General features: G+C 70.7%; 25 protein-coding genes and 1 pseudogene. 15 read left to right on the top strand and 11 right to left on the bottom strand.

Going from position 1 to position 23,768, the window contains the following annotated elements:
- Positions 1-47: 47 nt before the first annotated feature.
- The 3 genes from KDK95_RS12105 to KDK95_RS12095 all read left to right on the top strand — a co-directional run bounded on the left by KDK95_RS12105 (position 48) and on the right by KDK95_RS12095 (position 5,260).
- Positions 48-1,514 (top strand): ricin-type beta-trefoil lectin domain protein, encoded by a 1,467-nt coding sequence (locus KDK95_RS12105; protein ID WP_212518201.1) that lies wholly within the window; start codon positions 48-50, stop codon positions 1,512-1,514.
- A 125-nt stretch (positions 1,515-1,639) separates the two neighbouring features.
- A complete protein-coding gene (locus KDK95_RS12100) occupies positions 1,640-3,034 on the top strand; it encodes an MFS transporter (RefSeq protein ID WP_212518200.1) in 1,395 nt (464 codons plus the stop codon).
- A 78-nt stretch (positions 3,035-3,112) separates the two neighbouring features.
- Positions 3,113-5,260: a hypothetical protein gene (locus KDK95_RS12095; protein ID WP_212518199.1), complete on the top strand. Its 2,148-nt coding sequence runs from the start codon at positions 3,113-3,115 to the stop codon at positions 5,258-5,260.
- Positions 5,261-5,281: 21 nt separating this feature from the next.
- On the opposite strand, the gene KDK95_RS12090 is transcribed toward KDK95_RS12095, so the two are convergent.
- Positions 5,282-5,755 (bottom strand): winged helix-turn-helix transcriptional regulator, encoded by a 474-nt coding sequence (locus KDK95_RS12090; RefSeq protein ID WP_212518198.1) that lies wholly within the window; start codon positions 5,753-5,755, stop codon positions 5,282-5,284.
- Between the two features lie 94 nt (positions 5,756-5,849).
- Between KDK95_RS12090 and KDK95_RS12085 the strand changes: the two genes are divergently transcribed.
- On the top strand, positions 5,850-7,268 hold the full coding sequence (locus tag KDK95_RS12085; protein ID WP_212518197.1) for an MFS transporter: 1,419 nt from the start codon (positions 5,850-5,852) through the stop codon (positions 7,266-7,268).
- Here KDK95_RS12085 and KDK95_RS12080 read toward each other — a convergent pair.
- On the bottom strand, positions 7,252-7,695 hold the full coding sequence (locus KDK95_RS12080; protein ID WP_212518196.1) for a universal stress protein: 444 nt from the start codon (positions 7,693-7,695) through the stop codon (positions 7,252-7,254). The two genes, KDK95_RS12085 and KDK95_RS12080, sit on opposite strands and share 17 nt — an antisense overlap.
- Before the next feature lie 154 nt (positions 7,696-7,849).
- Here KDK95_RS12080 and KDK95_RS12075 point away from each other — a divergent pair, with 154 nt between their 5' ends.
- On the top strand, positions 7,850-8,722 hold the full coding sequence (locus KDK95_RS12075) for an endo alpha-1,4 polygalactosaminidase (RefSeq protein WP_307844320.1): 873 nt from the start codon (positions 7,850-7,852) through the stop codon (positions 8,720-8,722).
- Positions 8,723-8,735: 13 nt separating this feature from the next.
- Here the strand turns inward: KDK95_RS12075 and hypB are convergent, their stop codons facing one another.
- The 9 genes from hypB to KDK95_RS12030 all read right to left on the bottom strand — a co-directional run bounded on the left by hypB (position 8,736) and on the right by KDK95_RS12030 (position 15,586).
- Positions 8,736-9,542 (bottom strand): hydrogenase nickel incorporation protein HypB, encoded by an 807-nt coding sequence (gene hypB / locus KDK95_RS12070; protein ID WP_212518195.1) that lies wholly within the window; start codon positions 9,540-9,542, stop codon positions 8,736-8,738.
- Positions 9,543-9,544: 2 nt separating this feature from the next.
- Positions 9,545-9,874 (bottom strand): hydrogenase maturation nickel metallochaperone HypA/HybF, encoded by a 330-nt coding sequence (locus KDK95_RS12065; RefSeq protein WP_212518194.1) that lies wholly within the window; start codon positions 9,872-9,874, stop codon positions 9,545-9,547.
- A 10-nt stretch (positions 9,875-9,884) separates the two neighbouring features.
- On the bottom strand, positions 9,885-10,928 hold the full coding sequence (locus KDK95_RS12060; protein ID WP_212518193.1) for an ABC transporter ATP-binding protein: 1,044 nt from the start codon (positions 10,926-10,928) through the stop codon (positions 9,885-9,887).
- Positions 10,929-10,936: 8 nt separating this feature from the next.
- Positions 10,937-12,577, bottom strand: a complete 1,641-nt coding sequence (locus KDK95_RS12055; RefSeq protein ID WP_212518192.1) for an ABC transporter permease — start codon at positions 12,575-12,577, stop codon at positions 10,937-10,939.
- Between the two features lies 1 nt (position 12,578).
- Positions 12,579-13,601 (bottom strand): extracellular solute-binding protein, encoded by a 1,023-nt coding sequence (locus KDK95_RS12050; RefSeq protein ID WP_212518191.1) that lies wholly within the window; start codon positions 13,599-13,601, stop codon positions 12,579-12,581.
- Positions 13,602-13,624: 23 nt separating this feature from the next.
- Positions 13,625-14,002, bottom strand: coding sequence for a helix-turn-helix domain-containing protein (locus KDK95_RS12045; RefSeq protein WP_212518190.1), 378 nt, complete (start codon positions 14,000-14,002; stop codon positions 13,625-13,627).
- 97 nt (positions 14,003-14,099) lie between these two features.
- Complete coding sequence (locus KDK95_RS12040) at positions 14,100-14,387, bottom strand: muconolactone Delta-isomerase family protein (RefSeq protein ID WP_212518189.1); 288 nt, start codon at positions 14,385-14,387, stop codon at positions 14,100-14,102.
- Positions 14,381-14,941 (bottom strand): YceI family protein, encoded by a 561-nt coding sequence (locus KDK95_RS12035; protein WP_212518188.1) that lies wholly within the window; start codon positions 14,939-14,941, stop codon positions 14,381-14,383. The genes KDK95_RS12040 and KDK95_RS12035 overlap by 7 nt, the downstream gene beginning before the upstream one ends.
- A 105-nt stretch (positions 14,942-15,046) precedes the next feature.
- Entirely contained in the window at positions 15,047-15,586 is a 540-nt protein-coding gene (locus KDK95_RS12030) for a helix-turn-helix domain-containing protein (RefSeq protein WP_212518187.1), read from the bottom strand.
- A 253-nt stretch (positions 15,587-15,839) separates the two neighbouring features.
- Between KDK95_RS12030 and KDK95_RS12025 the strand changes: the two genes are divergently transcribed.
- The 10 genes and pseudogenes from KDK95_RS12025 (at position 15,840) to KDK95_RS11985 (ending at position 23,747) form a co-directional block, all read left to right on the top strand.
- Positions 15,840-16,841, top strand: a complete 1,002-nt coding sequence (locus KDK95_RS12025; protein WP_249161009.1) for an NADH-quinone oxidoreductase subunit B family protein — start codon at positions 15,840-15,842, stop codon at positions 16,839-16,841.
- Between the two features lie 15 nt (positions 16,842-16,856).
- Complete coding sequence (locus tag KDK95_RS12020; RefSeq protein ID WP_212518185.1) at positions 16,857-18,638, top strand: nickel-dependent hydrogenase large subunit; 1,782 nt, start codon at positions 16,857-16,859, stop codon at positions 18,636-18,638.
- A gap of 9 nt (positions 18,639-18,647) precedes the next feature.
- On the top strand, positions 18,648-19,511 hold the full coding sequence (locus KDK95_RS12015; RefSeq protein ID WP_212518184.1) for a NifU family protein: 864 nt from the start codon (positions 18,648-18,650) through the stop codon (positions 19,509-19,511).
- 110 nt (positions 19,512-19,621) lie between these two features.
- Positions 19,622-20,164 (top strand): DUF5947 family protein, encoded by a 543-nt coding sequence (locus KDK95_RS12010; protein ID WP_212518183.1) that lies wholly within the window; start codon positions 19,622-19,624, stop codon positions 20,162-20,164.
- On the top strand, positions 20,161-20,799 hold the full coding sequence (locus tag KDK95_RS12005) for a DUF6084 family protein (protein ID WP_212518182.1): 639 nt from the start codon (positions 20,161-20,163) through the stop codon (positions 20,797-20,799). The genes KDK95_RS12010 and KDK95_RS12005 overlap by 4 nt, the downstream gene beginning before the upstream one ends.
- Entirely contained in the window at positions 20,796-22,088 is a 1,293-nt protein-coding gene (locus tag KDK95_RS12000) for a hypothetical protein (protein ID WP_212518181.1), read from the top strand. Before KDK95_RS12005 ends, KDK95_RS12000 begins: the two co-directional genes overlap by 4 nt.
- Positions 22,085-22,546: pseudogene (locus KDK95_RS11995) on the top strand (hydrogenase maturation protease); the annotation flags it as partial. The gene KDK95_RS12000 and the pseudogene KDK95_RS11995, both read left to right, overlap by 4 nt.
- Before the next feature lie 52 nt (positions 22,547-22,598).
- Positions 22,599-22,703, top strand: a complete 105-nt coding sequence (locus tag KDK95_RS38200) for a DUF6893 family small protein (RefSeq protein WP_372463310.1) — start codon at positions 22,599-22,601, stop codon at positions 22,701-22,703.
- Positions 22,704-22,722: 19 nt separating this feature from the next.
- On the top strand, positions 22,723-22,965 hold the full coding sequence (locus KDK95_RS11990) for a HypC/HybG/HupF family hydrogenase formation chaperone (protein ID WP_212518179.1): 243 nt from the start codon (positions 22,723-22,725) through the stop codon (positions 22,963-22,965).
- Positions 22,953-23,747, top strand: a complete 795-nt coding sequence (locus KDK95_RS11985) for a DUF6390 family protein (protein WP_212518178.1) — start codon at positions 22,953-22,955, stop codon at positions 23,745-23,747. The genes KDK95_RS11990 and KDK95_RS11985 overlap by 13 nt, the downstream gene beginning before the upstream one ends.
- The last annotated feature ends 21 nt before the right edge of the window (positions 23,748-23,768 follow it).

The following is a 23,768-nucleotide window of genomic DNA, read 5'->3' as shown; positions in this document are numbered from 1 at the left end:
ACCGTCCAGCCGAGTTAATTCATGGGCGAATTAATCACTCGGGAGCGATGACTGTGCAACTTTCCAACTGGCGCCGATGTGCTGCCCTCGTCGTCACCGCAGGACTGGTCGCGACCGCGGCCGCGACCGCCACCGCGAGCGCCGGCAGCTCGTCGGCGGCCGACTCGTCCGCAGCCTCGGCCGCCGCGGCGCCGAGCAGCTTCCACGGGGTGAACTGGGCCGACCCGAACGACAACTACAACAGCGGTCCGGTGGTGCCGAGCGGGCTGAGCACCGGCGACTCCTACGGCCAGGTCTACAAGATCGCGCAGAACATGGTCGCCGGCTTCCGCAAGAACCTCGGCGCCAACACCCTGCGGCTGCCGATCAACCCGGCGAGCGTCGGAACCGCGTGGTGGAACTCGTACCGCGCGACGATCGACGCCGCGACCGCGAACGGCGACAAGGTCATCCTGAGCTACTGGGACGAGAAGTCCTCCAACGACGGCGTGATCGACGACACGACGACGTGGAACCAGATGTGGGACACCGTCACCAAGGCGTACGCGAACAACCCGCGCGTGTACTTCGAGCCGATGAACGAGCCGTACGGCTACTCGGCCGGCCAATGGGTGTCGATCGCCACGCAGTGGGTGACGGACCGCGCCTACATCCCGCGTAACCGCGTGGTCGTCAGCGGCACCGGCTACAACGACAACGTGACGGCGGTCGGCGCGGCCCCCGCCCTGGACGGCACGCTGCTGTCGCTGCACTTCTACGGCTACTGGGCCAGCTACACGACCGAGGCGGACTGGATCAACAACCTGCTTCCGCGCCTCGGCGCCTACGCCTCGCGCACGATCATCGACGAGGCAGGCGCGCCGATGACGATCGGCTTGAACTACGGCGCGCACAACGGCAATACGTACACGTCGTACCTCGCCGCCACCACCGACATCGCCCGCGGTATGGGCATGGGGCTGGTCTACTGGCCCGGCCTGCGCTTCGGCGACTCCTACTCGATCGAGTCCCTCGGCTCGGACGGCAAGCTGACGAACAACAGCGCCTCGGGCGTCGCGCAGCTCCAGTGGGGCTACGGCTTCGGTACCGTCCCGCCGGTCAACGACCAGCCGGCCGCCCCTCCCGGTGAGGAGATCGTCAGCTCGGCCTCCAGCCGCTGCGTCGACGTCCCCGGCTTCTCCACCACCGCCGGCACACAGCTCGACATGTGGGACTGCAACGCGGGCGGCAACCAGACCTGGGACTACACCGGCAGCAAGGAACTGAGCGTGTACGGCGACATGTGCATGCAGGCGGGCACCTCGTCCGTCGCGTCCGGCGCCGCCGTCGTCCTGGAAAGCTGCACCGGCGCCACCGACCAGCAGTGGACGGTGAACTCCAGCGGCACGATCACCAGCGCCGCCGACTCGACCCTCTGCCTCGACACGGTCGGCGGAGCCACCGCCGACGGCACGCTGCTGCAGGTCGCGACCTGCTCCGGCGCGGCGAGCCAGAGTTGGAAGATGGCCTCGTAGGCCGCAGTTCCCTGGGTACCGTCGGCGTGCCGGGAGAGCGATCTCTCCCGGCACGCCGCGTTTCCGCCCTCCATCAGGCGGACGGCCCCGCCGGTTCCTTGATCGGCCGTGACATGCTGCTGCCCATGCGGATATCGGCGCGATCCAGCGAGCCGGGAGCGTTCTCGCGGCCGACGGCCCTGCTCGTGGCGGGCGCCATGTTCATGGAACTGCTCGATGGGACCGCGCTGACCACGGCCGCGCCGCGCGCGGCGGCGGCCTTCGGCGTCCCGTCGGCCGCGATGGCGGTCCCGATCAGCGCGTACCTGGTCACCGTCGCGGCGTTCATCCCGGTCGGCGGCTGGGCGGTCGACCGCTTCGGCGGCCGGCGCACGTTCGCGGCGGCGGTGACGCTGTTCACCGTCGCCTCGGCGCTGTGCGCGCTGGCACCCGACCTTCCGCTGCTGGACCTGGCACGGATCGCGCAGGGCATCGGCGGCGCGCTGATGGTCCCGGTCGGGCGCCTCGTCGTGCTGCGCGGGATCCGCCGCGACGAGGTGATCCGCGCGGTCGCGTTCCTCACCTGGCCGGCGTTGGCCGCGCCGCTGCTCGGGCCGGTGGTCGGCGGCTTCCTGGCGACGTACGCGTCATGGCGGTGGATCTTCCTGCTCAACGTGCCGCTGGGGATCACCGCGCTCTGCTGCGTGCGCGCGATCCCGGCCGAGCGCGGCGAGCCCAGGCGTCTCGACGTGCCCGGCTGGTGGTGGAGCGCGGCCTGCCTGGCGAGCCTGACCGCCGCCGCGTCGTTCGAGGCGATTGCCGGATCGAATCCCTGGCTGGCCGCCGGCTGCCTGCTTGCCGCGGTGCTCACGGGGACCCTCGCGATTCGGCGCCTGCGCTCCGCCGAGGCGCCGCTGCTGCGTCTGAACGCCCTGAGGATTCGCACGTTCCGCTTCGCGCACGCGGGCGGTTCGGTCTACCGCGTGGCGATCAACGCGGTCGCGTTCCTCGTCCCGCTGCTGTTCGTAGACGCGTTCGGCTGGACCGCAGCCCACGCCGGCGCCGCATTCATCGCGCTGTACGCAGGGAACCTCGGTATCAAGCCCGCGACCACGCCGCTGCTGAAGCGGTTCGGCTTTCGGACCGTGGTCCTCGGCGCCGTGGTGGGCGCTGTGATCACAACTGCGCTGATCGCGACGTTGACCGCGCAGACGCCGATCGTCCTGATCGTCGCGCTACTCGTGGCCAGCGGCTCGTTCCGTTCCATCGGGTTCACGGTCTACAACACTGTCGCGTACGCGGACGTGAGTGCCACGGAACTGACCGACGCCAACACGCTCTCGTCCGCGCTTCAGCAGGTCGCGATGGGCCTCGGCGCCGCGGCCGGTGCCCTGGCGCTCCGGCTGACGGGCGCGCTCGGGGTGCACGACGTATATCAAGGCGCCTTCATCGTCGTCGCCGTGGCGCTGCTGATCCCGGCCATCGAAGCAGCACTGCTGCCTCGGGACGTCGGCAGTGCTCTCACTGCGGAGGCGAGTTGAAGCAGTCGGTTATTACGCATCGATGAACTGTGCTTTAGCGCCCTGCCAGGAAAGTCAGTTGACTGCTACAGTCGCGTCGTGGATGAAGTGTCGACGCAGCCGGTCGAGCCGGAAGACGCAGGTCAAAGCACAGAAGTCCCGGCTGATCACACGCCCACGACGGTGACGCCGACCCCGCCTGCCGAAGCGCCTGCGCCCACCGCGACCCAGCCGGAGGTGCCGCCCCAGCCGCCCCAGCCGCAGCAGGGCTTCGGCCCGCTGGTGCCGCCGCCTCTGGTGCCCCAGCAGTTCCCGCCGCTGCCGCACCCGCAGCCTCAGCCGCAGCCCGCCTTCAACTACGGCGACTACACCCAGCAGATCCCGTACCAGGACGCCGTCCCCGCGCCCGTTCCGGCCACGGTCGCGATGAAGCTGCGACAGCGGCGGACGCGGCTCATCGGCGCGGCGGTCGTGGTGCTGGCGCTGATCGGCGCCGGGATCTACGTGCTGCTGCCGGCAGGTGGCGGGAACTCGGCGGTCAGCGCGGTCACCTGCCGCCCCGCCGACCTGACGTCGTGTCTGATCAAGGCGCCGGCCGGGGCGGGCCGGATGCCGACCGTCGGCGACAGCCAGTGGCCGCAGCTGACGGTCGGTACCGCGGATGAGTACGCCGCCAACGTTGTCACGAACGTGCCGGGCGTCGGGGGCGAGACCCAGGGCCTGCTGGGCCAGGACGGGCTCCAGACGATCGCGCACAACGACTGGAGCGCCGTCGACGGTGACGACGTCGACCTCATCGTGCTCGCGTTCGCCACCGAGAAGGGCGCGCGGAGCTGGTACTCGACCCGGGCCGCCGAGATCCTCGCGGCGTATCCGGGCACCGACACCCCGATCCCCGGCGACTCGGCCAACACCGCGCACGCCGCGGTGAAGGCCGACTCCAAGGGCGACTTCGACGCGGCCTATACGACGGTCGTCAACCGGATGGTGCTCGATGTCGCGTACTCAAGTCCGAACCAGCTGAGCACCGCGGACCTGAGGAATTGGGCCGGCACCGAGCTGACGTCGCTGCGCACCGCGGCCGCGCCGACCGCCGATCCCGCACCGACCGCCGCGGGCACGCAGCAGGTCGCGTGCGGCTCGGGACTCCAGGCCTGCCTGATGGCGGTGCCGGGCAACGGCACCCCGTGGACCACGCCGTCCGACACGCACTGGGTCTCCAGCGCGTCGCTCACCGCAAGCCAGTTCGTGAACCTCTTCTGGCAGAGCGAGTCGGCTTCGCAGCGGGCGCAGGTGCTCTCCGACTTCACCGCGGACGGCGTGAACGGGATCGCGCACGAGGACTGGACGGTCGACAGCGGCCTCGAACAGGCCGACCTCTACCTCGTTCAGACGGCGACCGCAGCCGGTGCCACCGCGCTCAACACCAGCAACTTCGGCGAGCCGCAGTGGGGCGGCGGCCTGACTGGGGTGTCCTTCAGCATCCCCAACGCCTCGGGCGCGCAGGCCTGGTACACGAACAAGACCGACTCGAGCGGCTTCATCGACTTCGCGTACACGGCGAAGGTCGGGAACGTGATCGTGATGGGCTGGTTCTACTTCTACGGGTCCTTCGACGGGAGCACGGCGGACAGCTGGGCCGAGCCGGAGCTCGACCGGGTCCAGGCGAGCGAGCAGACCTCGCCGATGGGGCTCTTCCCGCTCAGCGCGCCGTCGCTGCCGTCGCCGACCCCGAGCCCCTGCGCCGGATCGGGCGACTGCCTGATCCCGCTGCCCTCCGGAGCGGCCGACACCACCTCGTCGTCGTACCAGGGCAGCGAGAACCTCACCGCGGCCGAGTTCGCCGACCGGTATGAGACCACGGCCAGCGCCGATGTGAACACGTGGCTGACCTCGGACGGCTTCGTCTCGGCTGAGCACCGTTCGTGGACCGCGTCGAACGGCGCGACGGCGGACGCCGTGCTGCTGCGCTACGGCACCCCGGCGCAGGCGGAGGCGTCGACGCTGCTCGACTACGGGGTCAACGCGCCGGACAACCGCGTCTGCACCGACGCCGCCGTGGCCGACTCGTGGTGCCTGGCCGCGCCGGTCGGCACCACGGACCTGTTGCAGAAGGAGACCGTCCGCGTGCTGGCGTGGAGGGGCGTCTACGAGGTCAGCGTCAGCGTGTCGACCTCGGACTCGGCGGACCTCACGCAGGCATACACCTGGGCCCAGCAGCAGTTGGACATGCTTCCCGCGAACTGACGCGCCACGCCTGTCGGGGAGTCAGGACTCGGCGCGCGCCTTCATCGGCGTGAGCGAGGCACGGGTCACCGGCTCGCCGCAGTGCCCGCAATCGAGCCGCAGGGCGACCGGCTCGCCGCACGTGTGCCGGAACTGCACGGCCGGCGCGTCCACGGCCCACTTGTCGCCCCAGGCCAGCAGCGTCATCATCGCCGGGAACAGCTCGCGCCCGGCCTCGGTGAGGTGGTACTCGTACCGCGGCGGGTGCTCGCTGTAGGGCCGCCGCTCTACGATCCCGGCCGCCTCCAGCTTGCGCAGCCGGTCGGTGAGCACGTCGCGCGGCGCTCCGGTGTAGCCGACGATCCGCGCGAAGCGGTGCACGCCGTACGCCATCTCGCGCAGCGCCAGCAGCGACCACTTCTCGCCGACGATCTCGAGCGCCGCCGCCATCGTGCACGGCCGCACCGCGAGCGGGGACTCCGCCAGGTCGACGGGGGTGTACTCGGGGCTCTCCATGCCGTCCAGCGTAGACCGAGTGGGTTGTCTTCTCCAACCATCCCTTGCTAGCCTCGCAGTAAGTTTGGAATCCCAACTCACACGAGGGTGGCCCATGTCCCTGCCGCAGACCCAGGCGAAGCCGGCCGACCCGGTACGCGCCGACCATCCGCACGCCCTGCGCACCCTCGCGCTGAGCAGCCTCGGCGCCTTCGTGGTGTTCCTGGACACCACCATCGTCAACGTGGCCTTCGAGGCGATCAGCCACAGCTTCCACAGCACCACCGACCGGCTCGCCTGGGTGCTGAACGCCTACAGCCTGGTCTTCGCCGCCGCTTTGATCCCGGCCGGACGGCTGGCCGACCGGTACGGGCGCAAGCGGCTGTTCCTTGTCGGCATGGCCGGATTCGCGCTGATGAGCGCGCTCTGCGGGCTCGCGCCGAACGCCGGGGTGCTGATCGGCGCCCGGGCCCTGCAGGCGGCATTCGCGGCGCTGATCACCCCGACGTCGCTTGCGCTGATCCTGCCGGAGTTCCCGCCCGAGCGGCGCCCGTTCGCCATCGGCACCTGGGGGTCGATGAGCGCCGTGGCCGCCGCGCTCGGCCCGACGATCGGCGCGCTGCTCACCGAGTACGTCTCCTGGCGCTGGATCTTCCTGATCAACGTCCCGATCTGCGCCGCCGTCGTGCTCCTCGGCCTGCGCACGCTGCGCGAGAGCCGCGATCCGCACGCGCGGGGGCTGCCCGACCCGCTCGGCGTGCTGCTGATCGCCGCCGTCCCGGCCGCGCTCAGCTTCTCGATCATCGAGGGCCCGCGCTGGGGCTGGTCCGACGGACGCGTCATCGCCGGCTTCGCCGCCTCGGCCGTGCTGCTCCCGCTGTTCCTGCTGCGCTGCCGCGGCGCGCGCTTCCCGGCCATCGACCTGACGCTGTTTCACGTCCGCCAGTTCAGCCTGGTCAACGCCGCGACCCTGGTCTTCGCCGCCGCCTTCTACGGGACGCTGCTCTCGAACATCATCTTTCTGCAGACGGTCTGGCATTACAGCGTGCTGCGGGCCGCGCTCGCCAGCTCGCCGGGTCCGCTGACCGTCGCCGTCGTGGCCCGCATCGCCACGAAGCTCGCGCACCGCTTCGGCCCGCGGATCATCCTGGCGATCGGCGCCGCCTGCTACGCCGCGGCCTTGGCGCTGTTCGCGGGCGTGACGACCGCGCATCCGGAGTGGCTCGCGCACTGGCTGCCGATATCCATGCTGATGGGCGTCGGTATCGGCATGACGCTCCCGGTTCAGTCGAGTGCGTCCGTCCAGGCGCTGCCGCCCGCGCGGTTCGCCCTCGGTTCGGCGATCAACGCCAGCTTCCGGCAGCTCGGCGCCGTGCTCGGCATCAGCCTGTTCGTCGCGATCGTCGGCTCGCCGAGCCCGGAGGCCGCCGTCGCGGCCTTCCACCACACCTGGTGGCTGTTCGCGGCCTTCGGCGTGTTCAGCGGCCTCGTGGTCTGGACGCCGCGGCTCGGCCTGCTCAGGGCACGACCGTGACCGGCCAGCGGCCCGACTTCACCAGCCGCACGCCGACGGAGCCGAGGATCCGGTGACCGGCGTGCTCGGAGGCGCCGATCACCACCGCCTCGGCGCGCACCTCCCCGGCCAGCTGCACCAGGCCGCCGTACGGATCGCCCGGCCGGGTGCGGAACTCCCAGGCCGGGCCGGTGTCCTCGGGCAGCCGGTCGAAGGCCGCGCGGATCTCGGCCCGGATGTCCTCGGCGATGTCCCGCCCGGCCGCGGCGATCGAGGCCGCCGCCTGCGGCACGGCGCCCGCGCCGACCGGCTGGATGTACGCGATGACCAGCAGGGACCGCTGCCTCCTGGCCAGTCCGGCGGCGTACGCGCCCGCGCGCATCGAGGACCGCGAGCCGTCGACCCCGACGAGGATCACGCGCGGTCCGTCGCTGCCCAGTTCGAACATCGGCCCTCCAGCCGTACTCGTCGGCCACCGCCGTGGCGCGCCGCGGTCGTCCACCGACCTCCTACCATTCCGCACGGCGGAACCGAACGCCATCCGGGTCGGCGTCGTACTCCATATCCGAGCGCGAATGTGCGCGGATCCTTGGGAGGTAGCGGTGTTCTTCGTCCTTTCCGGCAAGCGGCTGCTGATGCTGGCAGGAGCCGGCGTCCTGGCCGTCTCGGGCGCGGTCCTGATCGCCCCCGCCGCCTCGGCCGCTCCGGCGCCGCCGAAGCCGGTCGCCTGCTCGGCCTGCTGGCATCCGGCCGTGCGCACGTCGTGGGACTGGGTGCTGTCCAAGGTGCCGAGCGCGCCCTACCGGTCGGTGAAGATGTACGACGTGGACGGCTTCGACAACACCGCCGCCGACGTCGCGAAGCTGCACGCCGCCGGCATCAAGGCGGTCTGCTACATCTCCGCGGGCACGTACGAGAACTGGCGTCCGGACGCCTCGCAGTTCCCGGCGGCGCTGCTCGGCAAGTCGAACGGCTGGGCGGGGGAGAAATGGCTGGACATCCGCAACGTGCAGAAGTCCGGCAGCGTGCTGCGCAAGATCATGGACACCCGCCTGGACATGTGCCACACCAAGGGCTTCGACATGGTCGAGCTCGACAACGTCGACGGCTATTCCAACACCACCGGGTTCCCGCTGACGGCGAACGACCAGATCTACTTCAACGCCACGCTCGCCGACGACGCCCACGTCCGCGGCCTGAGCGTGCTGCAGAAGAACGACGACGCGCAGATCCCGCAGCTCGTCTCCTACTTCGACGGCGCGCTGAACGAGCAGTGCAACCAGTATGAGGAGTGCACCACCGCCCAGAACGGCGACTACGGCTACGACCAGTACGTCGCCGCGGGCAAGCCGGTCTTCCAGGCCGAGTACTACCTCGCCACTGCGAAGTTCTGCGCGGCTGACAACAAGAACGACTTCAACGGCGTCCGCTTCGACATCAACCTCGACGACAAGACGTATCAGGCCTGCCGCTGAGGTCCGGGCTCGGTCACGTGCGGCCGAGCAGCCAATCGGTCCACGCGCCGAGGCCGTCTCCCCGGGTCGCCGAGAGGTGCATGATCCTGACGCGCGGATTGACGCGGCGCGCGTGCTCGGCGAACTGCTCGACGTCGAAGTCGACGTACGGCAGCAGGTCGATCTTGTTGAGGATCAGCACGTCGGCGCTCTGGAACATGTGCGGGTACTTCAACGGCTTGTCAACGCCCTCGGTGACCGAGGCGATCACGACGCGGGCCTGCTCCCCGAGGTCGAACAGCGCCGGGCACACGAGGTTTCCGACGTTCTCCGTCAGCACCAGCGCGTCGGCGGGCGGCCTGAGGCGGTCGAGGGCGTCGGCGAACATCACCGCGTCGAGGTGGCAGCCGGCGCCGGTGTTGATCTGGACCGCGCGGCATCCGGTGGCGCGGATGCGCTGCGCGTCCAGCGGCGTCTCCTGGTCGCCTTCGACGACGCAGACCGGGCGGGCACCGTCGAGCGCGCGGATGGTGCGTTCCAGCAGCGTGGTCTTGCCCGAGCCGGGGGAGCTCATCAGGTTGACCGCGAACGCGTTGAGCTCCCGGAGGCGTTCGCGGTTCCGCGCGGCGAGCTCGTCGTTCTTGGCGAGTACGGGAACGTCGAGCTCGACGGTCCGCGCTTGAGCGGAGTGCGAGGCCGGATTCGGGTGCTCGTGGCTGTGCTCATGGCCGTGCTCGTGGCCGTGCTCGTGGTCGCGGGGGTGCGGATGCTCGTGGCCTGCTTCGGCCGGTTCGTAGACGCGGACATCCTCGTCTTCGCCGCAGCCGCAGGTCCGGCACATGGTCAGACCACTTCCACCGAGACGATCCGCAGTTCGCGGCCGGAGAGCACGTCCAGGTCCACCCCGCCGCAGCGGCAGGCCGCGATCGGGTCCTCGTGCTCGAATTCGCTCCCGCACTCCCGGCAGCGGGACCTGCCCTGCGGCCGGGAGATCTCCAGCTCGGCTCCGGCCAGCCCGGTCCCCTCGGATACGAGGTCGAAGCAGAAGCACACGGAGTCGGGCACGATCCCGGCCAGCGCGCCGATCTCCAGGTGCACGACGCTCACGCGCTCGTCCCCGACCCGATCGGTGATCGCGTCGACGATGCTCTGGGTGATCGCGAGTTCGTGCATCGGTGCTCCTTCACGCCAGCTTAGGCACGTCGGTGGCGGGCTGGGAAGCTTCGGGGAAGCGGGAGGCGTCGGCGAGCGGCCACGACCTCGTCAGCGACCAGCGCACGCGCTCGCCGGCCGAGAAACGCGCGGGTCCGGGTTCGCGAGCGAGCAGTTCGCCGGCCTCGGTCTCCAGGCGGTAGTCCGTGTGCGGGCCGTGGAACGCGACTGCGGTGACACGCGCTTCCCATGCGCCGCCTTCGCCGAGACTCGCCCGATCGAGACCGACCCAGTCGGGCCGCACGAGCCGCGGGGTACGGTCACGGGATCCGGGCTCGGCGGCGAGCACCGACGCGGGTCCGGCCAGCCGTGCCACGGCCAGCGACGCGGGTCGTTCGTAGACCTCCGTGGGCGTTCCCAGCTGCACGAGTCGGCCGTGGTCCAGCACCGCTACCCGATCCGCGAGCGCCAGCGCCTCGGCGGCGTCGTGCGTCGCGTACAACGCGGCGGTGCCCTGCTGTTTCCGCTGGTCGGCGACCTCATCGAGGACCACGCCGCGCAGTGGGGCATCGAGGTGGGCGGTCGGCTCGTCGAACAGGTAGACCGCCGGATGCCGGGCGAGTGCGCGGGCGAGTGCGACGCGCTGCTGCTCGCCGCCGGACAACTCGCTCGGCCGTCGGTGGGCGAGGTGCTCGATGTGCAGGTCTCCCAGCAGTTCGGCGGCGTCACTCCGGGCCTGCCCGCGTGTACCGCCCGACCTGCGCAGCGGATACGCGACCGTGTCCAGCACCGACATGTGCGGCCACAGGGCGTAGTGCTGGAAGACGACGCCGACACTGCGATGTTCGGGCGGCACCGTCCGTCGACCGCCCGCGACCAAGCGGTCGGCCAGCCAGATCTCCCCGGCCAGCGGCGGGATGAACCCGGCGATGGTGTGCAGCAGCGTCGTCTTCCCCGAACCCGAGCTGCCGAGTATGGCGAGCAGTTCGCCTGCGCCGACGGTCAGCGAAAGGCCGTCGAGCGCCGGGACGCCTGCGTGGCCCACGGTCACGTCCCGGCATTGGAGCGCGGTCATGGCCGGGCTCATGCGACCGCTTCCGGTGATCGCAGGCGGCGTCGTCCGGCCACGAGTAACAGGCCGATGAACAGCAGCGGCACGGTCATCGTCAGCGCGAGGGCCGCCGTCGCGCCGTCGGAGCCCAGATCCTGCTGGTTGAGGATGACCGCCGCGAAGGTCTCGGAGCCCGGACCGTAGAGGATCCCTGACATCGTCACTTCCTGAACCGCGAGCACGAACACCAGGCCTGCGCCCGTCAGCAGCGCGACGCGAAGCGGAGGCAGCACGACCGAGCCCAGGGCGGTCAGCGGGCCGGCGCCGCTCGCCCGAGCCGCCATGGCGTGCTCGGGCACCAGACGATCCACTCCCGCGCTGAGCGGGCGGTGCCCGACCGCCCACAGCTTGGCGAGGTACGCGATGAGGATGATCATCGCCGAGCCCTCCAGTGGGCTGCCATACGCGATGAGGATGCCGACCGCGAGAGCCGAGCCCGGCACGGCGTAGCCCAGCAGTACCCCGGCGCCCAGCGTGGTTCGCGCACGGCCTCCCGTGCCGAGCACTGTGGGCAGGCACATGACGATGACGATCACGGCCGCGAGCGCGGCGAGGACCAGGCTGTGCCACAGGCCGACCCAGGTCGGTCCGCTGAAGGCGTCGGCGAAGTTCGACGTCGTCCAGTTGGCCGGGGTGGGCGCGAGGCCGGGCCCGCGGGTGAGGGCCACGCCGATCAGCACGAGCAGCGGGACGACTGTCGCGATCAGAACGTAGAGTCCGACCAGGGCAGTCGTGATACGGCTCGCGACGTGCCCGCCGGCGGCAACCGCGGCGCGTTCGCCGACCGTCGTCGGGCCGCGGACCGACTCCGTCGCCGTCCTGCGCAGGATCAGGCCGAAGACCAGGATTGCGGCCAGCACCAGCGCCGTCTGCTCCAGGGCGACGACGGCCAGCTGGTTGAAGACGTCCGGCGACGCGGAGAGATTCAGGTCGTTGAAGATCAGCGTGGACATGGTCGCGAACCCGGCAGGTTCGCCGAGCACCTGCGGGACGGCGAAACTGTTCGTCGAGGTGACGAACACGAGCGCCGCGGCGGCGGTCAGCGCCGGACGGAGCAGCGGCAGCGTCACCGTGCGCAGTACGGTCCGGCCGTTCGCGCCCGATGCCCGCGCGGCCAGTTCGAGGTCCGGCTCGGCGCGCGTCGCGAGTCCGGCGGCGATCACGAGGTAGGCCAAGGGGATCGCATGCACCGTGAGCACGAGCACGACGCCGGTCGGGCCGAGCAGCCCGGGAACGGTGATCCCGGCGGCGCGGTCCAGCGTGCCGGACGGTCCGTAAGCCTGCGACCAGGAGAAACCGAGCACGAACTCGGGGATCAGCAGCGGGCTGATAACCGCAAGGCGCAGCAGCGTGCGGCTACGGCGCGGCCGTCGCTCGACGACGAGCGCGAGCGCGCCACCGCAGATCACGGCGAACGCCGTCACCAGGACGGACACCAGCGCCGTGTGCTCCAGGGCGAGGACGGCCTGCCGGGAACCGGCCGCCGCCATCGCTCCCGACCAGCCGGAGGCGAACGCCGTCCTGGCGAGCTGCCCGACCGGAACCGCGATCAGCGCCCCGAGCAGAGCGACGACGAGCACGACGCTCACCGGTCGGGCGCGCGCCGGGAGCATGTCAGGCGCCGAAGATCGCTTGATACCGGGTCAGCAGCTGCTTCTCCTGCGGGAACAGCGCATTCCAGTTCGGCCAGACCTCGTGGCCGCCGGCCGGAATCCTGGGCCCGGGGACGCCCGGCAGCACCGGCTGCCATCCGGTCGCGGCGATCTCCTGCTGCCCGGGCTTGGAGAGCACGTAGTCGAGGAAGGCGGCGTCCGCGGCGGTCTTCTTCGAGTTCGCGGTGACCGCGATCGGGCTGTATTCGGCGATCGCGCCCGGCTCGGGCCATGCCATCTCCACCGGCGATCCGGCCTTGATCGCGGGCCGAACGAGCGAGTCGAGGGTGATCCCGACCTGGTAGCGGCCGTCCGCGACGTCGGTGACCACTTCGGTCGGCGTGCTGACCTGCACGGCTCCGTTCGCCTTGAGCTTCGAGAAGTAGGCCATCCCGTATCCCGGGGTCTGGGCGAAGTACCCGAGTACTGCGAACGCCGAGCCCGCCGCTGCCGGGTCCGAGATCGCGACCTTGCCCCGGTACGCGGGCTGCGTCAGGTCGGACCACGAGGCCGGCACCGGGGTGAAGCCCTTGTGCACCACGAGGACGTTGTAGAGCAGCCGGGTCGGGATCAGGTACTCGGTGCTGTACTGCGCGGGGATCCCGGCGGGCACCGTGATCGGGTGCGCCCTGAGGATGCCGTCCTTCGCGTACGCCTCCATCGACAGCGGGTCGGTGCCCCAGATGACGTCGGCCCGCACGCCTCCGGTGCGCTCGTCGGCGGCGATGCGCGCGTTGATGTCCCCGGTCACGGCGCGGTAGATGCTGAAGCTCGCACCGGGATGCGTCCGTTTGTAGCCCGCCACCACGGCGTCCACGGTCTTCTGCGTCGCCGAGGTGTACATCGTGATCGTGTACGAACCCGTGGCCGCGGAAGAGCCGGGAGACGCGGAGGCGCTGCCGCTGCAGGCCGCGGTGATCGCCGTCGTCGCGGCGAGCGCCAGCGCGGCGCCGAGCCGGAACGGTCGGTGCAGGGGCAGCGCCATCGGTGCCTCCTACGGGTGCGGGTTCAGTTGGATGCGCGGGTGGTGTCCGGGATGTCGGGTCCGAGGATCCACGAGCAGCGGTCGGCGGCGGAGGACGCGCATGACCCGGACTCCGGGCGCGGCGGCTGGTCCGGCTGCCAGCACGAGGGGTCGGCGGTCAGTCCGAGCAGGTACGTGATCGAGCAGTCCAGCACGGCGGCCAGGTCGGGCAGTATGCCGAGGTCCAGGCCGCGGCCGTTCTCCATCGCGCTGAGCGCTCGGTTGGTCAGGCCCGCGCCGCGTGCGCGCAGCCGGTCGACGACGTCGATCTGGGTGAGCCCGAGCTCGCGGCGGCGCTCGCGCAGCCGCACCGCGCACGTCCAGTGCCGCTCTCTCGCCGAGGTGCCCTGAGCCGAGGACATGACCCTCCACCGCCACCCGTAGCGGCCGCGGACGCGGCCGCACTTCCAGTCTTCGCCGGGCCCGCCGATCGGTCAATCGCTGAATCGGACTATTCGGCTATTCGGTATCGAGCTCTGCCATTTCCGTCATCTCGGCCAGCGGGTGGATCTCATACCGCGCGAAGTTGTACACCGGTGCCGCGCCGAGCAGCCGTTCGAGCTCCTCGTTCGAGGCCACGTCGTAGATCCAGGCGCCCCCGTGCTGGCCGACGAGGTGGTAGCGCGCGACGACCTTGCCCGAGTGCTCGAGCGGAGCGGCGTACCCGGGCATCCGCGCGACCGCGGTGGCCATCTCCCGCGAGAGCAGCGACAGCTCGATCCGCCAGAGGACCAGGAACTTCACCATCCGCCGCCGAGTCCGGACAGGTCGACGTCGATCTCGACGTCGACCGCGTCGCGCAGTTTGAGCGCGCCGAAGAAGCCGGAGTAGGGCTTGATGCCGAATTCGCTCTGCACGACCTGGCCCGACGCGTGGTAGCGCTCGTCGGCCGGGGAGGCGACGGTCAGCGCGAACGGCCGCTCCCTGCCGACGAGCGTCAGCGTTCCGGAGACCGTGCCGCCGCCGGATTCGCCGGGCGTGAAGGCGGTGGCGGCGAAGCGGGCTTCCGGGAAGCGGTCGGACGAGAGCTGCTTGCGCGCCGTCGCCGCGATCTCGCGCTTGTCCCGGTCGCTCAGCGGCTTGACGCCGCCGGTGCCTTCGACGACGGTGAACGAGGTCACGTCGAGCACGGCGGTCAGACCGGTCACGCCCGATCCGTCCACGGTCAGCTCGGCGGACCAGCGCGCGAACTCGACGACCAGGTCGTGCCCCGCGGACGCGGCCAGGCCCTGACGGTAGGTGCGCAGCAGCACGCGGCCCCGATCCGGGCCGATCGCGTGGCGCCCAGCAGGTGCCGACATGGTTCACAGGCTAGTCGCGGTTCAGGGGAACGGCACCTCGCCGAACAGGTCCTGGATCCGCCTCAGGTCGCGCAGCCGCGGCTCCGTCTCCCCGCCGATCCAGGTTCAGGGGAACGGCACCTCGCCGAACAGGTCCTGGATCCGCCTCAGGTCGCGCAGCCGCGGCTCCGTCTCCCCGCCGATCCACCGGCCGACCGTCTTCACCGAGACGCCGAGCTGCCGGGCCGCGTCCTCGCGGGTCATCCCCGCGCGGCGCAGCGCGTCCGCCATCCACCCGGCGAAGCTCGCCGGGCGCCGCGGCCGCGGGCCGGCCGCGGCGGCCGAGGCCGCCAGGTCCGCGAGGCCGCCGGCCTCGCCGACGGCGGGCTCCGAGCGCAGCACGTCCACCTCGACGCGGTCCCGGGAGATCCGGAAGGAGATCTGGACGGCGCCGGACCGGCCGGCCGCCTCGAGCAGCACGCGCAGCACCGCGCGGCCCACCTCCCGGCCCTGCTGCTCGGTGAGCGGCGAGCGCGCCAGGCCGGCCAGGACGAATTCCCGGATTTCCGGAATCGCGGATGGCCGGGCCGGGAAATTCCGCGAAAGAACGACTAAGGGAACTACTTCGATCCCGTTTTCCGCATTCTCGTCGGATTGCGGGTCCATAGCAGCGAGCATACGCGAGCTGCCCGGATGCAGCACGGGCGGCACGGAAGGACAGTTCTGTCCGGGCGCCGACTTTTCCGTCTTGTGCGGTGGTGAGCACGGAGATAGGGTTATTCGAAACAATCCGTTAGCGCTCCTTGGTGGAGTATCTCTTCGAACCGAGGTGGTCCCGGTGACCACGGCCACGGAATCCGCGTCCCAGCCGGCTCCGGCGCCCGAGGAGGCCTCGGCGCAGCCGGTGCACATCCTCTGGATGAACGGCGGCCTCGGCTGCGACGGGGACTCGGTGGCGCTGACCGCCGCCACCCAGCCGAGCATCGAGGAGATCGCGCTCGGCGCGCTGCCCGGGCTGCCGAAGATCGCGGTGCACTGGCCGCTCATCGACTACGAGTGCGGCCCCGAGCAGGGCGCCGATACCTTCATCGAGTGGTGGCACAAGGCGGACCGCGGCGAGCTCGAGCCCTTCGTCCTGGTCGTCGAGGGATCCATCCCCAACGAGGCGATCAAGCCGGAGGGCTACTGGTGCGGCTTCGGCAACAACCCGGAGACCGGGCAGCCGATGACCACCAGCGAGTGGCTCGACCGGCTCGCGCCCAAGGCCACCTGCGTGCTCGCGGTCGGCACCTGCGCGACGTACGGCGGCATCCACGCCATGTCCGGCAATCCGACCGGCGCGATGGGCGTGCCCGACTACCTCGGCTGGGACTGGCGCTCCAAGGCCGGCCTGCCGATCGTGTGCGTGCCCGGCTGCCCGACCCACCCGGACAACCTCGCCGAGACGATCCTCTACCTGCTCTACCAGGTGGCCGGGCAGGCGCCGATGATCCCGCTCGACGAGGCGCTGCGGCCGACCTGGCTGTTCGGCAACACCGTGCACGAGGGCTGCGACCGGGCCGGCTACTACGAGCAGGGCGAGTTCGCCAGGGAGTACGACTCGCCCAAGTGCCTGGTGAAGCTCGGCTGCTGGGGGCCGGTGGTGAAGTGCAACGTGCCCAAGCGCGGCTGGATCAACGGCGTCGGCGGCTGCCCGAACGTCGGCGGGATCTGCATCGCCTGCACGATGCCCGGCTTCCCGGACAAGTTCATGCCGTTCATGGACGAGCCGCCCGGCGCCCGGGTCTCGACCACGGCGTCCGGCCTGTACGGCTCGGTGATCCGCACCCTGCGCGGCTTCACCGCGAAGACGGCCGACGCGGAGCCCAAGTGGCGCAGGAAGGGCCCCGAACTGCTGACCGGCTACCACAAGACCTGGTGAGGAGGGCGATCGGCGATGACGAGCGTCCAGGACGAGAAGGACACGAGCCGGATCGTGGAGATGAACTGGGATCCGGTCACCAGGATTGTGGGCAGCCTGGGGATCTACACGAAGATCGACTTCGGCGCCAAGCGGGTGGTCGAATGCCACAGCACCTCGTCGATCTTCCGCGGCTACAGCATCTTCATGCGCGGCAAGGACCCCCGCGACGCGCACTTCATCACCAGCCGGATCTGCGGCATCTGCGGCGACAACCACGCGACCTGCTCCGTGTACTGCCAGAACATGGCCTACGGGGTCGCGCCGCCGCACCTGGGCGAATGGATCATCAACCTGGGCGAGGCCGCGGAGTACATGTTCGACCACAACATCTTCCAGGAGAACCTGGTCGGCGTGGACTACTGCGCCAAGATGGTCGGCGAGACCAACCCCGGCGTGCTCGAACAGGCGAACCGGACCGAGGCCCCGCACGCCGCCGACCACGGCTACCGGACCATCGGCGACATCATGCGGGCGCTCAACCCGCTCGAAGGCGAGTTCTACAAGGAGGCCCTGCAGGTCTCCCGGATGACCCGCGAGATGTTCTGCCTGATGGAGGGGCGCCACGTGCACCCGTCCACGCTCTACCCCGGCGGCGTCGGCACGGTCGCCACGGTCCAGCTGTTCACCGACTACCTGACCCGTCTCATGCGCTACGTCGAGTTCATGAAGCGCGTGGTGCCGCTGCACGACGACCTGTTCGACTTCTTCTACGAGGCCATGCCCGGCTACGAGGAGGTCGGCCGACGCCGCATCCAGCTGGTCTGCTGGGGCTCGCTGAACAACCCCGAGTACTGCGACTTCGACTACCGCACGATGGAGCAGTGGGGCCGGAAGATGTTCGTCAGCCCCGGGATCGTGGTCGACGGCGAGTTGGTCACCAACAACCTGGTGGACATCAACCTGGGCATCAGGATCCTGCTCGGCCACTCCTTCTACGAGGACTGGGAGGGCATGGAGAAGTTCGTCACCCACGACGCCCTGGGCAACCCGGTCGACGCCCGCCACCCGTGGAACCAGCACACGATCCCGCGGCCGGCCAAGCGCGACTTCGACGACAAGTACAGCTGGACGATGTCCCCGCGCTGGTTCGACGGCACCGACTACCTGGCCTGCGACACCGGCGGCGGCCCGATCGCCCGGCTGTGGGCCACCGCGCTCGGCGGCCTCGTCGACATCGGCGGCTACGTCCGGTCCACCGGCCACAGCGTGGAGATCAACCTGCCGCGCACGGTCAGCAAGCCGGCGGTGACCTTCGAGTGGAAGATCCCGCGGTGGAGCAACGCGATCGAGCGCAACCGGGCCAGGACCTACTTCCAGGCCTACTGCGCCGCGGCCGCGCTGCACTTCGTCGACAAGGCCCTCGCCGAGGTGCGGGCCGGCAACACCAGGACCTGGGAGCCGTTCCAGGTGCCGGAGAACGCCGAGAGCGTCGGCTTCACCGAGGCGGTGCGCGGGGTCCTCTCGCACCACATGGTGATCCGCGACGGCAAGATCGCCAACTACCACCCGTACCCGCCGACCCCGTGGAACGGCAGCGTCCGCGACGTCTACGGCACCCCGGGACCGTACGAGGACGCGGTGCAGAACACGCCGATCTTCGAGGAGAACCCGCCGGACGACTTCAAGGGCATCGACATCATGCGAGCGGTGCGCAGCTTCGACCCCTGCCTGCCGTGCGGCGTGCACATGTACCTCGGCGGCGGCCGGGTGATCGAGCGGATGCACACCCCCGGCGCGCTGGGGACGATCTCCTGAGAGGTGCCCATGAGCGGGGTGCGGAAGGCGGGCGCGCGGATCGAGGAGATCCTCGGCGGGCTGCCGCCCGGCCCGGCGCGGGAGGCAGCCGAGGAGCTGGTGCGCGAACTCCTCGCGCTCTACGGCGAGGGGCTGGAGCATGTAGTGTCGGTCGTCGGCGCCGCGGATACCGCGCTGGTCGGGAAGCTGGCTGAGGATCCGCTGGTCGAGGGGCTGCTCCTGCTGCACGGCCTGCACCCGCTCGACGCCGGCACGCGGGCGCAGCGCGCGCTCGACCGGGTCCGGCCGTATCTGGGCTCGCATGCCGGGGGAGTGGAGTTCCTCGGCATCGACGAGGCGGCGGTGGCGCGGCTCAGGCTGTCCGGTAGCTGCAACGGCTGCGCCTCCTCTGCGCAAACGGTGAAACTCGCCATCGAGGACGCCCTGCTCGACGCCGTGCCGGAGATCAGCGCGATCGAGGTCGAGGGCATGGCGGCGGACCCCGGCCCCGCGCTGCTGCAGATCGGCTCCGGGCCGCCCGGCGCGGCTGCCGCGACCGACGGCACGGAAGGCGACGCGTGGGCAGCCCTGCCTGATGCGGGTCCGCCGACCGGCCGCCCGACCGCCGTCAACGTGGAGGGCATGCGGCTCGTGCTGTGCTCCTTCCGCGGCACGCTCTACGCGTACCGTGACCGCTGCCCGGCCTGCGGTGGCGCCGTCAGCGCGGGTGCGCAGAACGGCGACGTCCTCACGTGCCCCGGCTGCGGGCACCGCTACGACGTTCGCGTGGCCGGACGCTGCATCGACGACGGGGACTTCCACCTCGACCCGCTTCCGCTGCTCTCCGACAGTCACGGCACCCGCGTCGCGATCCCGAAGCCGGCGGTCCGATGACCTGGGCGCTCAGCCGTTTCACGGCTTCGGCGGAGCCCGGGTCGACGGCCCGCCGCGGGCCCGGAACCGAGCCCGAGTCCGAACGTGAGCCCGCCTCGGAGCGCTGCGGCATGTGCGACGAGCCGGTCGAGGCGCGGCACGGCCACGTCGTCGACCGGCACAACCAGCAGCTCGTCTGCACGTGCCGAGGCTGCTACCTGCTGTTCACCGGCGAATGGAACGGCGGCCGGTTCCGCGCCGTACCGGACCGCTACCTGACGGACTCCCGGCACCCGATCACCGCCGCGCTCTGGGAGCAGCTCCAGGTGCCGGTCGGGATGGCCTTCTTCGTCAAGGGCATGGCCGGCCGGGAGGTCGCCGCGTTCTACCCGAGCCCGGCTGGGGCCACCGAATGCCTGCTGGACCTGGCCGCCTGGAACCGGCTCGCCGCCGGACTTCCGCTGCTCGCGGCCGCCGAACCGGAGATCGAGGCCATCCTCGTACGGCGCACCGAGGACGGCGTCCAATGCTGCCTGGTCCCCGTCGACGCCTGCTACGAGCTCGTCGGCGCGATGCGGCTCGACTGGCACGGATTCGATGGCGGCGCCGAGGCCAAGGCGCACATCGAGGAGTTCTTCACGAGGGTCGCCGAACGTTCCCGGGAACTCGTATGAGCGAGCTGGTCTTCGACTGCGTCGGCGCCCGCAACGAGCGCTACGCGGTCGTGCCCACGCTCACCTTCACCCTGCGGATCAGCGAGACGACCGGCCGGCAGATCGACGCGATCGCGCTGCGCGCCCAGATCAGGATCCAGCCGCAGCAGCGGCGCTACGCCGACGCGGAGGCTGAGCGGCTGCGGGACCTGTTCGGCGAGCCGGCCCGCTGGGCGGAGAGCCTCAAGCCGATCCAGCTGGCGACGGTCTCCACGATGGTGCCGGGCTTCACCGGAAGCGTCGAGATCGATCTTCCGGTGCCCTGCACATACGACCTCGAAGTCGGCTGGGCGCGCTATATCCACTCCCTGGAATCGGGAGTCGTTCCGCTGCTCATGCTGTTCAGCGGCACGGTGTTCAGCACGGCGGCCGGGCGGTTGAGCGTGCTGCAGGTGCCGTGGAGCAAGGAGGCCGCTTTCGGCCTGCCCGTGGCCGTGTGGCAGGAGCTCGTGGACACGCACTTCCCGCACACGACGTGGATCCGCGTGCACCGCGAGACCCTCGACGCGCTGCTGAAGTACAAGTCCGTCAATGCGCTGCCCACCTGGGACAGCACGTTCGAAGCCTTGCTCGCCGGAGCCGAGGAGGCACCATGACCAGCAGTGTCGGATCCGCGGTGGACCAGGTGCGCGAGCTGGCCGACGCCGTCCTCTACGAGGGATACCTGCTGTACCCCTACCGTGCCTCCGCCACGAAGAACCAGCAGCGCTTCCAGTTCGGCGTGCTCATGCCACCCGGATACGCGGACGCGTCGGAGCGCAAGACCCTTCACGCGGAATGCGTCCTCGAGTGCGCGCAGGACAGCGAGCTCCATGTGCTCGTGCGCTTCCTGCAGATGCACCGCCGCCAGTCCTGGTACGAAGGCGTGGAGCAGGAACAGCGGTTCACGTTCATGGCGTCAGAGCTGCTCGACGGGGAGGCGACGGTCGGCTTCAGCGCGGCCGGCGACGGAGTCCAGCGCGCTGAGCTCGACGGCCTCCTCCGCGCAGACCTGACACGCCTGCCGGGCCCGTACGGCGCCCTCAAACTCCGCCTGGACGTCGCGAACACCACGCCGACCGAGGTCATCGAGCAGAGCGGACGGCAGGAGGCGCTGTGGCACGCTCTGGTCGCCGCGCACGTGATCGTCGAGGTTCCCGGCGGCAGGTTCCTCTCGCCGACCGATCCGCCCCGCTGGGCGGCGGGGTACGTCGCAGAGTGCGTCAACGAGGGCGGATGGCCGGTGCTCGCCGGGCCCGAGTCGCGCAGCGACCTGCTGCTCGTCTCGCCGATCATCCTCTACGACCACGCGGAGGTGGCAGCCGAGAGTCCCGCGCAGCTGTACGACTCCACCGAGATCGACGAGATCCTGCTGCTGCGCACCCTCGCCCTGACCGACGAGGAGAAGGCCGAGGCGCGCGCCACCGACCCGCGGGCGGCCGCCGTGATCGACCGGGCCGACGGGCTCAGCCCGGAGATCATGGACCGGCTGCACGGCGCCATCCGCTCCGTACGGGAGGCGAGCGACCACGCGCGTCCCGCGCCGTCAGCCGAGCCGCCGACCCACCTCGTCACCACCGACCCCTGGTGGGATCCGGAGACCGACGCCTCGGTCTCACCGGAAACCGACGAGGTGGTCATCGGCGGCGTGCCGGTCGCGCGCGGCAGCACCGTCGTGATGCGGCCCGGAAGCCGGCGGGCCGACGCCCAGGATCTGTTCCTGTCCGGCCGCCCGGCACTCGTGGAGGCCGTGCTGCACGACGTCGACGGCAATGTCCACCTCGCGGTGACCCCGCAGGACGACCCCGACGCCGACCTGCACGGAATGCACGGACGCTTTCTCTACTTCGCCCCCGACGAGGTCGAGCCGGTGCTCGAGGCGAGCGCGGAGGGGTCGCCGATATGAGCGGACGGGTGCTGGTGGCCGGTCTCGGCAACGTGTTCCTCGGCGACGACGGTTTCGGCGTCGAGGTCGTGCGGCGCCTGGCCGACCGTCCGCTGCCGTCCGGCGTCGAGTTGGCGGACATCGGCATCCGCGGCGTGCACCTGGCGTTCGAGCTGCTGGACGGCGTCGAACTGCTGATCCTTATCGACGCCGCGGAACGCGGAGAGGCGCCGGGCACCGTCTGCGTCATCGAGGTCGAGCAGGGCGACGAGCATCGGCAGAACCCGGCGCGGGAGGTCGGCTTCGCGCCGCTCATGGACGCGCACGACATGGGCCCGGACGCCGTACTCGGCCTGCTCGACGCGCTCGGCGGCCACGCCGGACGGACAATTGTGGTGACGTGCGAACCGGATCGGTCGGAGCCGGGAATCGGGCTGAGCAGCCGGGTGCAGGCCGCCGTGGACGTTGCGGCCGACGCCGTGATCGCACGGCTGCCGGGCGGTGACCGAACACATCCCGAGGAGGAGTGCGATGTTGGGCAGAGCGGTCAAGGTGATCGGGCTGGGCGCGCTGGTGGCGGTGATCATCCGGTCCATCCCGGACCTCAAGCGCTACCTGGAAATACGTGAGATGTAGCGGTGGGAGGAGCGGTTCCATGTGCCTCGGACTCGTCGGGCAGGTCGCCGGACTCGTCGAAGACAGACCAGACGTGGCGCTGGTCGACATCGCGGGCGTCCGGCGGCCGGTGAACGTCGGCCTGCTCGACGCCCCGCCGACCGGCGGCACCTGGGTGCTCGTGCACATGGGCTTCGCCCTCCAGACGCTCACCGACGACGAGGCGGCCGAATCGCTCAAGACCCTGGACTCGTACAGCGCGGAGGCCGCATGGACACCCTGACCCCGCCGCGCGCCGAAATCCCCGGCGCGCAGCTGTTCGTCCGTTACGCCTACCCGCCCAACTCGCTCGGCTACTGCGGCCCGGCGGACAGCGCCGCGCTCTTCGAGTACGGCGCGGCCGGCGTCGTCGATCCCGGACTCGCCCAACTGGCACGCGGCTTCGCCGGCGCCTGGCCTTACCTGGAGTTGATCGCCGGAGCCACCGGCATCCCCGACCCGCTGGACCGTCGCGTCGTCGAGGCCTACTGGGTCGGCAGCCCGCTGCTCGACCGCGTGGGCCTCGGCGCCGTCGCCACGTCGATGGAGGACCGCTTCCGCCCGCGGATCGGCAGCATGTTCCCGCGCCTGCTCGAAGGCGTGCTCGCCGGAGGAGTGCCGCACCACAGCTTCCACGTGTTCTGCATCTACCCGTGGGTCGGGCTGCTCACCGACGACCGCAAGGCGGACCACGCCCTGAGCGTGCTGGACCGGTGCAGGATCCGCTGGGGGCGCGTCGAGGCCCTGCGCGGCGACCAGGCCGTCGTCCGCTACCGACCCCTCACCTACGACGGCGGCGATCTCGGTTTCGGCGACCCGGTCACCGAGACCGCGCGCCGCTCCGCCGACGGGCTCGGCTACCTCGGCGAGCTCGCGGTCGGCGATTGGGTTTCGCTGCACTGGGACTGGGTGTGCGACATCCTCACTCCGACCCGGCTCAACGCCCTGCGGCACTACACGCTGCGCCAGCTGGAGATCACCAACCATCGTGTCGAGCACAGCGGAGCGGCGGAAGTGCTCGGCTGACGCGAAGAAGCCCCCTGGCCA

The organism is Actinospica acidithermotolerans, assembly GCF_018139625.1.
GTDB classification, from domain to species: domain Bacteria; phylum Actinomycetota; class Actinomycetes; order Streptomycetales; family Catenulisporaceae; genus Actinospica; species Actinospica acidithermotolerans.
The sequence above is the reverse complement of the archived record's forward strand: the minus strand, read 5'-3'. Positions and strand labels throughout refer to the sequence as shown.